The following is a 10,294-nucleotide window of genomic DNA, read 5'->3' on the forward strand; positions in this document are numbered from 1 at the left end:
GGTATGGGGCGATCCGTGTACGGCGTCATCGTGGGCGAGAAGCCCGTCTTCAGTGGAGCGGTCCGGTGACCGAACTCCCCCACGCCACAACCGTCCCGGTCCCGAAGGGCTACCGCGTCGGCTCAAGTGACGAACCGCTTGTGCCTGGTCATGAGAATCCCCCGTTGTCGATGGCTTGCGGCGCCACTCTCCTGCCCTCGCTCTCCGGGCCTCGTGCGCCGTGGCCACCACGATGACGGATCGTGAAAGGGGGCGGGGAACCTGAAGAGTTTCAGGTTCCCCGCCCCCTTCACTCTCGCCAAGGTGAGGTACGTACGCCATGGGGACCACGTGTCCCTCCATGACGACGATTTCCCTCATCCGGCACAGAGACAGCAGGAGTAGGAGTCCTCATGTTCGGCAGCCAGTCCCGGGACAACCGCTGGAGGTCCACCGGTAGGACCCGTACACGAACGGCTCTCGCCGCGGCCACAGCTCTGGCATTGGGTCTGCTCGGTGCGTCGTCCTTCACCTCGGCCTCGGCCTCGGTCGCTGCCACCGCCGACTCGGCCGTCAGCCAGAACGACCGGTACGACCTCGGTGAGATAGGCACCTTCAACATGGCCGGCGGCAACGTGAAGCGCAGCATCCCGGAGGAGGTGTGGGAGGAGGAAGAGGACACCTACATGGGCCAGCACGCCGTGGACGCCCTCTACAGGAGCATCGCGGACCACCAGCCCGCTTTCCTCACCGTGCAGGAGGCGTGCGGGGACTGGATGGAGGAGCTGGCCGAGAAGCTGCCCACGTACACCATCAGCTTCGACCCGGTGAAGACGGGATCCGGTGCGGACGCCCAGTGCTACAACCCGGTCCAGGACGAGAACGACCCCGGCTACGGAGGCCCGGACAGGAACAGTCCTCGTTCGCTCTACGGCAACGCCATCATCACGAAGAACACGTACTTCGGCACCGGAGCCACTGCGAAGAGCCACAGCCTCGGTACCCCCTCAGGGGAACAGCGCGAGATGCTGTGCGTCACCTCGAACTTCCTCAGCGCGGCGGCGTGTTCCGCGCACACGACCTCCGGGAGCTCCGAACAGGACGCGGACTACCGCGATACGGAGATCGCCAACGCCGTGAGCATCCTTGAGACGGAGTACGCGGGCTACGTCCACTTCCTGGGCGGCGACTTCAACGCCGAGCCGCTCGACAACGAGATGAAGCAGATCTACAGCAGCCGCTACTCCACCGACACCACCGGGCGGTACGGAGAAGTCGACAGCCCCTGCGAGAGCGACACACCTCCCACTCCGGGGCCCGCTTGCCTGTCCGGGGGCGCCACCACTCTGGGCGGCGAGAAGTTCGACTACATCTTCCTGACCCGGGGAGTGGTCGAGGTGAACTCCGCCGGTCCCACCAAGTCCCTCTACTCGGACCACCTGCCCCTGTGGGCCTCCCTCAGCATCACCCTCTGATCAACATGCCGACGCGGCCTCGCCCTTGAGCGCACCGACGAAGTTGCCCCAGGCGTTCGCGGGGAAGACGAGGGCAGGGCCGTGGGGGGTCTTGGAGTCGCGGACGGGGACGAGGTCGGGGAGGTCGGCATCCCCTGCCCCGAAGTGCAGCTCTGCGTAAGCGAGTTACTGACGAACGTGATCGTCCACGTCGGCGAGGAGACGCCGGTCACCGTGCGGCTCGCCCACGACGGCGGCCGTATCCGCCTGGAGGTGACCGACCCGGACCCGTACTCCTGGCTCATCCTCCGCCGGGCTACCCCCGACGACGAGACGGGCCGCGGCCTCCTCCTGCTCGACGCGGTCGCGGTGCGCTGGGGCGTGGAGCAGTGCCACCGCGGCAAGACGGTGTGGTGCGAATTTCGCTGTGCCACAAGCGACTTCGGGGCCGACCCTGAAACGTTTGAGGTATGCCGCGGCGCGGCTGTCCCCGAGACTCGTTGCTTGGCAGGTGCGGCTGAAACGCCCACGGCCACCGAGAACAAGGGGGAACAACTCATGAAGAAGGTTCACACGCTGCGTGCCAAGGCGGGTGTCACGGCCGGGCTCATGCTGATCGCCGGACTGGGTGTGGCCGCTACGGCCTCTCCGGCGGCGGCTGCGGGCTACTGCAACACCGGTAAGTCGATCATGAAGGGCAGCTCCAACCACATCTACGTTCCGGCCAACGGCACCAGCACCAACTGCACCATGGCCCAGGGTGCCAGCGGCAACCACGTCAAGGCGCTGCAGCAGGCGTTGAAGGACTGCTACGACGTGGGCCTGGAATCGCAGAAGGACGTCGACGGGATCTTCGGCCCGAAGACCTACTCGGCCCTGTGGGCCGCGCAGGGCAAGGCCGGCACCGGGCAGGACGGGATCTACGGTCCCAACACCCGCGACGCGTTGAAGTGGCCGCGTCACAAGAAGCTGGACGGCAGCTTCCAGGGCTGTGGGCCGTTCTGAGCACCGCCCCGCGCTCTCACGTGAGCGCCGAGCCCTCCAGCCCAAGCCCATGCACAGCCAACGGGGAGAGTGACGTATGAAGAGGATCCGCACAATACGCGCCAAGGCGAGCGTAGTAGCGGGAATGATGCTGCTGTCCGGCCTAGGTGTGGTCGGCACGGCGACTCCGGCCGCGGCGGCGAGTTGGTGCAACACCACACAGGGCGACTTCGTCAGCGGCGGCGACCACAGCCTGGCCCAGATCCCCGCCTACAACGCGAATCGGGACTGCATCACCGCCCGGGGAGCCTCCGGTTCGCATGTGAAGGCGATCCAGCGCTCGCTGCGTTACTGCCACGGGCGGAGCAGTGTGGAGGTCGACGGCCACTTCGGGGAGATCACCGAAACGCAGCTGGAGATCGTGCAGCGCGCTCTGAGGCTCGATGACGACGGTGTGTACGGCCCGAAGACCCGCGACAAGCTGAAGTGGCGGGCCAGCGACGGCGTCTGCGGGACCCTTCCGTAACACCCCGCAGGTACGTCAGGCAGCAGAACGAGAGCGAATGGGGAATGAAACGTGGAACTTACTCGTGTGCGAGCCAAGGCGGGCATCTTCGCCGCAGCCGTTCTACTGTCCGGCGCCGGGCTCGGCCTGGCCACCGCGACACCGGCCGCCGCCTACGCGGGTTACTGCAACGGCTGGGTGGACAAGCCGATCTCCAACTCCGGCTTCCACACGATGATTCCGGCCTACAACGGCAACGTCGACTGCTACATGAACAAGGGCGCGCAGAGCAAGGCCGTATCAGCGCTGCAGACAACGCTGAACAAGTGTTACGGCCGCAGCCTGGACGTCGACGGAATCTTCGGCAACGCCACCAAGAACGCCCTCATCCACGCCCAGGACGAGGAGAACATCAGCGCGGACGGCGGCTACGGCACACAGACGCGCACAAACATCGAGTGGGCCTACCAGTACAGCGGCAACGGCCGCTGGACGTGCCTTGAACCCACCAATTGGTAGCGCGCTGTGGGGCAGGCTCCGCACGGCCGACCCTGCCCCACAGCTGTACTGACCCACAGGGACAGTAAGCCGGGCCGCGTGCTTGCCCCGCGGCCCGGCCCTGCTCAAGAACACGCGCCGGACCGTCCGGTGCAGAAATGAGGGGGACCATGCAGAAGCTTCAAGGGCTGCGCGCCAAGGCGGGGGCCGTCACCGGCCTCATGCTGCTGTCCGGGCTCGGGCTCGGCATCGCCACGGCCGCCCCGGCCGCCGCGTACGCCGGCTGGTGCAACGACGGCTACGCGAGCAACTCCAAGACGATCTCCAGCGTCACCTACAAGGCATACATCCCGGGCTACAACGGCAACGCGGACTGCTATATGAACCCCGGCGCGGAGAGCACGTCCGTCGCCATGCTCCAGCGGTCGCTGAACGTGTGCTACGGCCGCAGCCTGGACGTCGACGGCATCTTCGGCAACGCCACCAAGAACGCACTCATCTACGCCCAGGGCAAGGAGAACATCAGCGCGGACGGCGGCTACGGCACACAGTCCCGCAAGAACCTCAAGTGGGAGTACACGCGGGGCGGCTCCTTCAGGTGCGTACGACTCTGAGGCACCTCGCCCAGCACACGCCGGTCGTCCGGCGCTGAAACGAGGGCGACCATGTGGGAGGCCTTGCCAACGGCTACGGCTGGCCCAGCGCGACACCGACGACGTACTCGTCGATGCCCTCGCCGGCGTCGGCCTGATGATCGGCGCCGCGGCCGTCTCCGGCGGCGGTGCCCGGCGCGCCGCCGGAACCCCCGGCACCACCGGTTCGCCCGTACCCCGACCGGCCGCTCAGTCGTACGGCGGCGCGCGGTTCCCTGCCCAACCGCGCCAGGCTCCGGCCGTACCGCCGCAGAGTTACTGAGGCAACGGCTTGACGCAGAGCCGCCGTTGGCCTGAGACGGCGGCGGGACGCACGAGCCCGCGATAGCCTCGTGTCAACTGGAGTGACTAACCAGCCATTTGCGAAAGAACGGCTGTGGAAGAACAGCGCATCGGGGGGACCCATGTCAGACCAGCGGCCCGAGTCGCCGTATTCGCCGGCGACCGGGAACGCCGCGCTGGGGCAGGCCGGTGCCACCCCGCTGCAGCCCGCGGATCCGGGGCAGATCGGCCCGTACGTACCACTGGGGCGGCTCGGCAGCGGCGGGATGGGCCGGGTCTATCTGGCGCAGCCCGTCGACGACGGACCGGGACTCGCCGCCGTCAAGGTGATCAGGCCCGAGTACGCCGAGGACGCCGACTTCCGGCGGCGGTTCGAGCGTGAGGCGGCCGTGCACGCCCGGGTCGGACCGCCGCACGCGCCGGAGCTGCTGGGTACCGCGTTCCAGGACGAGCTGCTGTGGATGGCCACGCGGTATGTGCCCGGCCTCAGCCTCTCGGACGCCGTCAAGGAATGCGGCGTACTGGAACCGGCCGGGGCCTGGCGCCTCGTGGCGGAGCTCGGCCGGGCCCTGTCGGCGCTGTCCGCCGAAGGGGTCGTGCACCGGGACCTCAAGCCGTCCAACGTGATCCTGTCCGAACAGGGCGCGCACGTCATCGACTTCGGCATCTCGCAGGCCGTGGACGCCAGCGCGATCACCGGCACCGGCAACAGGGTCGGCACCCCCTCCTTCATGTCGCCCGAGTACCTCAGGGAGGGCCGCTGCGACACCGCCTCGGACGTGTTCTCGCTCGCGGGCACACTCGTGTACGCCACCACCGGGCACGCCCCGTTCGGTGACGGCACCGGAGTGGACGTACTGCACCGCGTGGCGTACGAGGAGCCCGACGCGGAGATCATGGGTGAAGTCGCGGCCATGGACGCCTCGTTGGCCGCCCTGCTGACCAGCTGCCTGGCCAAGGATCCCGCCGGGCGGCCGAACCCGCGACAGCTGATCGAAGCGGCCGAGGCACACGGCTCCGCGGCGTCCTCAGAGTCCACGGCGTCCTCCTGGCAGGAACCGCTCGACTCCCGGCTGCTCGACCGCCGCCGGGCCTGCGAGGTGCTGCGGCACGCCTCCGTCCAGCAGACCGGCCATTTACGCACGCCTACGCAGCGGGTGGCGGCCCCTGCTCCGGGGCCGGGCTTCGGGCCGGCTACGCCGCCGGGGGCGTACGGGCCGGGATCACAGGCGCCGCCGGGTGGGTACGGGCCGGGGTCGCAGACGCCGCCGGGTGGGTACGGTGCGCCGACGCCGCCGGGGCAGTTCGGTCCGCCCTCGGTCGGCGTACCGCAGCCGGGACCAACCCCCGGTCATCCTCCGGCTGCCGGGCGCGGGCGCAAGAAGGTGTACTTCGCCGTCGCCGCGGGGCTCGCGGTGTGTGCCGTCGCCGTGAGCGCCTTCCTGCTCACCCGGCCGAACACCGAGGACACGGCGGCCTCTTCGACGCCGACGGCCTCCGAGACCAGCACCCCCGATGACAAGGCGAGGGCGCCGCTGCCCGGTTCCTCCGCTTCTCCGTCTCCCAGCAAGGAGAAGGATGACGGGAGTGGTGAGGAGGAGAGGGGCAAGGAGGACGATTCCTCCGCAGGCGACGCCGAAGCCGGGGCCGGGGGCGGCACGGGCGGTGCTGAGGGCGCCACGCCCACGGTGACGCCGACGGCCACGCCCGGCGGAAGCGGTGGGAGCGGAGGCGGGGACGGTGGCGGCATCAGCCCGCGCCCCTCCCCGACGAAGACCACGGCCCAGCCGCCACCCACACCGCCGTGGATCTCCCAGTGCACGTACTACTCCGGCACCCAGCTCACGCAGTTCGGCGACAAGAACCAGCGGGTGACGCAGGTGCAGTGCATGCTGACCAAACGCGGATACAGCGTCGGGAACGCGGGGGTGGACGGCCAGTTCGGCCAGGACACCTTGACCGCGGTCAAGCGGTTCCAGGGCGACAAAGGGCTGAACGTCGACGGCGACGTGGGCCCCAACACCTGGGCGGCGCTGCGCAGTAGGACGTAACGGCAGACGACTCGACAGCCGAGCAGCAGACGACAACGGCCCGCCGGTGCACCACCGGCGGGCCGTCCACGCTTCCAGTCAGCTTCAGCGTCAATGTCAGTGGAAGAAGTGCCGCGTCCCCGTGAAGTACATCGTGACGCCCGCCTTCTGCGCGGCCTCCACGACCTGCTCGTCACGGATCGAACCGCCGGGCTGGACCACAGCCTTGACGCCGGCCTCGGTGAGGATCTCCAGGCCGTCCGGGAAGGGGAAGAACGCGTCGGACGCGGCGTACGCACCCTGCGCGCGCTCGGCGCCCGCCCGCTCCACCGCCAGTTTCGCGGAGTCGACGCGGTTGACCTGGCCCATGCCGACGCCGACCGAGGCGCCGTTCTTGGCGAGCAGGATCGCGTTGGACTTCACGGCCCGGCTGGCCTTCCACGCGAAGGCCAGCTCCCGCAGCTCCTCGGGGCTCAGCGCCTCGCCGGTCGCCAGCGTCCAGTTGGCGGGGTCGTCGCCCTCGGCCTGGAAGACGTCCGTGATCTGGGCGAGGCCGCCGCCGTCGATCGGCCGGAACTCCGCTGAGGCCTCCGGTGCCTCCGGGCAGCGCAGGACGCGGATGTTCTTCTTCTTGGCGAGCGCTTCGAGGGCGCCATCCTCGTAGCCGGGCGCGACGATGACCTCGGTGAAGATCTCCGCGACCTGTTCGGCCATCGCCTTGCTGACCGGCCGGTTGACGGCGATGACACCGCCGTACGCGGAGGCCGGGTCGCAGTCGTGCGCCTTGCGGTGCGCCTCGGCGACATCGGCGCCGATCGCGATGCCGCACGGGTTGGTGTGCTTGATGATCGCGACGCAGGGCTCGGTGTGGTCGTACGCGGCACGGCGGGCGGCGTCCGTGTCGACGTAGTTGTTGTACGACATCTCCTTGCCGTGCAGCTGCTCGGACTCGGCGAGACCGCCGCAACCTCCCGTGTAGAGGGCGGCGGCCTGGTGCGGGTTCTCGCCGTATCGCAGCACGTTCTTCCGCTCGTACGTGACGCCGATGAAGCCCGGGAATTCCCCGCCGTCACCGGCGTAGTCGCCGGCGAACCAGCCCGCGACCGCCACGTCGTACTCGGCGGTGTGCTGGAAGGCCTCCGCGGCGAGCCGCTTGCGCGCGGTGAGGTCGAAGCCGCCGGCCGCGACCGCCTTGAGCACGTCGCCGTAGCGGTCGGGGCTGACGACGACCGCGACCGAGGGGTGGTTCTTGGCGGCGGCCCGGACCATGGAGGGACCGCCGATATCGATCTGCTCGACGCACTCGTCGGGGGAGGCGCCCGAGGCGACGGTCTCGGTGAAGGGGTAGAGGTTCACGACAACGAGATCGAAGGGCTCCACGCCCAGCTCGGCCAGCTGGTTGCGATGGTCCTCGAGCCGGAGATCGGCAAGGATCCCGGCGTGCACGCGCGGGTGCAGCGTCTTGACGCGGCCGTCCAGGCACTCGGGGAACCCGGTGAGTTCCTCGACCTTGGTGACCGGGACGCCGGCGGCGGCGATCCTGGCGGCGGTGGAACCGGTGGAGACGAGTGCGACCCCGGCCTCGTGCAGTCCGCGGGCGAGGTCCTCGAGCCCGGTCTTGTCGTAGACGCTGATCAGCGCGCGCTTGATCGGGCGCTGTGTGCCTTCCGTGGTCACTTCGGCGGTCACGGGATAACTACCTTTCGTCCCTCAATGCGATAGCCGTGACGGGCGAGCCGCCCCACGACATCGACGAGCAGCCTTCGCTCGACATCCTTGATGCGCTCATGGAGAGCGGCACCCTCGTCCTCGTAGTCCTCGTCCCGGACCTCGACCACGCCCTGAGCGATGATCGGGCCGGTGTCGACGCCGTCGTCGACGAAGTGGACGGTGCAGCCGGTGACCTTCACGCCGTACGCGAGGGCGTCCCGGACGCCGTGCGCTCCCGGGAAGCTGGGCAGCAGCGCGGGGTGGGTGTTCACGAACCGGCCGCCGAAGCGGGCCAGGAACTCCTTGCCCACGATCTTCATGAACCCGGCCGAGACGACCAGATCCGGCTCGTACGCCGCCGTGGCCTCGGTCAGCGCGCTGTCCCACTCGTCCCTGGTCGCGTAGTCCTTCACGCGGCACACGAAGGTGGGCAGACCCGCGCGCTCGGCCCGCGCGAGGCCCTCGATGCCCGTACGGTCGGCGCCGACCGCGACGATCTCGGCCCCGTAGACGGATCTGCCCTGCGTTGCGATCGCGTTGAGAAGAGCCTGCAGGTTCGTACCTGATCCGGAGACCAGTACGACGAGGCGCTTGGCCACGGGGTTGGCGGCCACGGCAGGGGCCCTTTCTCGGGAGAGCGTTTGTAGGGTCGTACGAATGCTTCACGCCCCCTGATACGGGGAAGTCTACGAAGCGGCCGACCGTCAGCAACGATACCGGCACAGCGATCGGCCCCCTTGGGACGGGGGCGTGGCCGGAAGGTAGCGTCTGGGAAGGATCCGCCGGGGAACACGGTCCACGTGGGGGGAACGCCTCCGACGCATGAGACGTTGACCAGGGGCGGGGACGAAACTCGGACACGACGCCTGCCGCTGCTCCACCCGCTTGCTCCACCGCCTGCTCGACCAGCCCGACCCGCCAGCTTGATCCGCCAGCCCGATCCATCGACCTGATTCGCAGACTTGATTCACCAAGGGGAAGACGCACACCTGATGCCGGACCGCAGCCTCCGACTCCTCCCACTCCTCCCCTCCTTCGCGTCCGGCCCCACAGGGGTCGCGGAGGGAGGGGGGCAGGGTGCGTTCGTCCCGTCCTTCCCGTCGTTCGCGTCCGACCGGCCGTCCGGGGTCGCGCCTGCGCAGGGAGGCGGGCGCGAAGGGCTGCTGATACGGGAGCGGCACTCGTCCTCGTCGGCCACTCCGCCGCGTGAGGGCGAGGGGTCGGAGGGCGGTTCGACGCGGCCCTCCGGCGCCTCCGGTGCCGGGAACCCGGCCGGGGACTCGTCGTCGCAGGGTGGGCAGGGAGCCCCGGCGCCCGCGGACGACAACCCCTTCGCGCCTCCGCCGGAGGGCACGCCCGACCGGCCGTGGCAGCCGCGTCGGCCTGCGGACGGACAGGGGTCGGACGAGGGGCAGGGCGGCAACGGCGGGCGTTCACCATGGGGCAGCCAGTGGAGCGACCGGCAGCCAGGGCCCGCGCAGGGCGGCGGTTTCGGTGACCGGCCCGGCTCCTCGGGCGGGCCCGGCGGACAGGGCGGCCCGGAAGGATCCGGCGGCCCCGACGCCGGTCCGCGCTGGGACCCGACGGACCCGTCCCAGCGCCGCGCACGGTACGCCCTGCTCTCAGGCATGTGGGCCTTCTTCTTCGCCCTGTTCAGCTGGCCGTACGTCGCGCTGCTGCTCGGCGCGCTGGCCCTGTACTGGGGCATCAGCGCCCTACGCGCCAAGCCCCGCACCCCGGACCCGGACACCCCGGCACCCCCGCCCGGCTCCGGCGCCCGCCCCCAGACCACGGCGGCGATAAGCGGCCTGGTCACAGCATCCCTGGCCCTCGCGATGGTCGCGGCCGGCTTCACGGCCCAGCTCGTGTACCGCGACTACTACACATGCGTGAACGACTCCCTCACCAACACAGCGAGGCAGTCCTGCGACAGGCTCCTGCCGGAGGAGCTGCGGGGGTTGCTGGGTTCGCGCACCTGAGGGCGCCCCGATCCACCAGGGGCTCCGCCCCCGCACCCCCCAGGGTCGCGTTTCGGCTGCGGGCGAGTCGTGGCTCGGGTGGGGGGTTCTCTTCCCCACCCCGCCCCTTCCCGAAACGGGGGGCTGCGCCCCCAGGCCCCCAAGGGGGTGGGGAGTGACAGGTGGTGTCGCGGCTGCGGGTGCGTCGTGGCTGGTCGCGCAGTTCCCCGCGCCCCTGACG

General features: G+C 69.7%; 11 protein-coding genes. 7 read left to right on the top strand and 4 right to left on the bottom strand.

Annotated features, from left to right (window positions below; all coding sequences use genetic code 11):
- The first annotated feature begins 392 nt into the window (after positions 1 to 392).
- Positions 393 to 1,454: an endonuclease/exonuclease/phosphatase family protein gene (locus ACYVO6_RS30885; RefSeq protein WP_461066924.1), complete on the top strand. Its 1,062-nt coding sequence runs from the start codon at positions 393 to 395 to the stop codon at positions 1,452 to 1,454.
- Here ACYVO6_RS30885 and ACYVO6_RS30890 read toward each other — a convergent pair whose 3' ends face one another.
- The gene (locus ACYVO6_RS30890) at positions 1,455 to 1,604 is read right to left on the bottom strand and encodes a DUF397 domain-containing protein (protein ID WP_461066964.1); all 150 of its coding nucleotides are present in this window, start codon (positions 1,602 to 1,604) and stop codon (positions 1,455 to 1,457) included.
- Here ACYVO6_RS30890 and ACYVO6_RS30895 point away from each other — a divergent pair.
- The 4 genes from ACYVO6_RS30895 to ACYVO6_RS30910 all read left to right on the top strand — a co-directional run bounded on the left by ACYVO6_RS30895 (position 1,536) and on the right by ACYVO6_RS30910 (position 4,034).
- Positions 1,536 to 2,438, top strand: a complete 903-nt coding sequence (locus ACYVO6_RS30895; protein WP_461066926.1) for a peptidoglycan-binding protein — start codon at positions 1,536 to 1,538, stop codon at positions 2,436 to 2,438. The genes ACYVO6_RS30890 and ACYVO6_RS30895 overlap by 69 nt on opposite strands.
- 124 nt (positions 2,439 to 2,562) lie before the next feature.
- A complete protein-coding gene (locus tag ACYVO6_RS30900) occupies positions 2,563 to 2,943 on the top strand; it encodes a peptidoglycan-binding domain-containing protein (protein WP_461066928.1) in 381 nt (126 codons plus the stop codon).
- A 51-nt stretch (positions 2,944 to 2,994) separates the two neighbouring features.
- Complete coding sequence (locus tag ACYVO6_RS30905; protein WP_461066930.1) at positions 2,995 to 3,441, top strand: peptidoglycan-binding domain-containing protein; 447 nt, start codon at positions 2,995 to 2,997, stop codon at positions 3,439 to 3,441.
- 149 nt (positions 3,442 to 3,590) lie between these two features.
- A complete protein-coding gene (locus tag ACYVO6_RS30910; protein ID WP_461066932.1) occupies positions 3,591 to 4,034 on the top strand; it encodes a peptidoglycan-binding domain-containing protein in 444 nt (147 codons plus the stop codon).
- Positions 4,035 to 4,107: 73 nt separating this feature from the next.
- Here the strand turns inward: ACYVO6_RS30910 and ACYVO6_RS30915 are convergent, their stop codons facing one another.
- Positions 4,108 to 4,296, bottom strand: coding sequence for a hypothetical protein (locus tag ACYVO6_RS30915; protein WP_461066934.1), 189 nt, complete (start codon positions 4,294 to 4,296; stop codon positions 4,108 to 4,110).
- Between the two features lie 181 nt (positions 4,297 to 4,477).
- Here ACYVO6_RS30915 and ACYVO6_RS30920 point away from each other — a divergent pair, with 181 nt between their 5' ends.
- On the top strand, positions 4,478 to 6,406 hold the full coding sequence (locus tag ACYVO6_RS30920; protein ID WP_461066936.1) for a protein kinase domain-containing protein: 1,929 nt from the start codon (positions 4,478 to 4,480) through the stop codon (positions 6,404 to 6,406).
- A gap of 96 nt (positions 6,407 to 6,502) precedes the next feature.
- On the opposite strand, the gene purH is transcribed toward ACYVO6_RS30920, so the two are convergent.
- The gene (gene purH / locus ACYVO6_RS30925; RefSeq protein ID WP_461066938.1) at positions 6,503 to 8,074 is read right to left on the bottom strand and encodes a bifunctional phosphoribosylaminoimidazolecarboxamide formyltransferase/IMP cyclohydrolase; all 1,572 of its coding nucleotides are present in this window, start codon (positions 8,072 to 8,074) and stop codon (positions 6,503 to 6,505) included.
- The gene (gene purN, locus ACYVO6_RS30930) at positions 8,071 to 8,709 is read right to left on the bottom strand and encodes a phosphoribosylglycinamide formyltransferase (RefSeq protein ID WP_461066940.1); all 639 of its coding nucleotides are present in this window, start codon (positions 8,707 to 8,709) and stop codon (positions 8,071 to 8,073) included. Before purN ends, purH begins: the two co-directional genes overlap by 4 nt.
- Before the next feature lie 378 nt (positions 8,710 to 9,087).
- Here purN and ACYVO6_RS30935 point away from each other — a divergent pair, with 378 nt between their 5' ends.
- Complete coding sequence (locus ACYVO6_RS30935) at positions 9,088 to 10,074, top strand: hypothetical protein (RefSeq protein WP_461066942.1); 987 nt, start codon at positions 9,088 to 9,090, stop codon at positions 10,072 to 10,074.
- Positions 10,075 to 10,294: the final 220 nt, after the last annotated feature.

The organism is Streptomyces pseudoechinosporeus (assembly GCF_054783935.1).

What these genes read in the sequence shown, in the direction of transcription:
- ACYVO6_RS30920 (WP_461066936.1), top strand. Translation starts at nt 4,478, where the DNA reads ATGTCAGACCAGCGGCCCGAGTCGCCGTATTCGCCGGCGACCGGGAAC.
- ACYVO6_RS30900 (WP_461066928.1), top strand. Translation starts at nt 2,563, where the DNA reads ATGATGCTGCTGTCCGGCCTAGGTGTGGTCGGCACGGCGACTCCGGCC.
- ACYVO6_RS30910 (WP_461066932.1), top strand. Translation starts at nt 3,591, where the DNA reads ATGCAGAAGCTTCAAGGGCTGCGCGCCAAGGCGGGGGCCGTCACCGGC.
- ACYVO6_RS30885 (WP_461066924.1), top strand. Translation starts at nt 393, where the DNA reads ATGTTCGGCAGCCAGTCCCGGGACAACCGCTGGAGGTCCACCGGTAGG.
- ACYVO6_RS30935 (WP_461066942.1), top strand. Translation starts at nt 9,088, where the DNA reads ATGCCGGACCGCAGCCTCCGACTCCTCCCACTCCTCCCCTCCTTCGCG.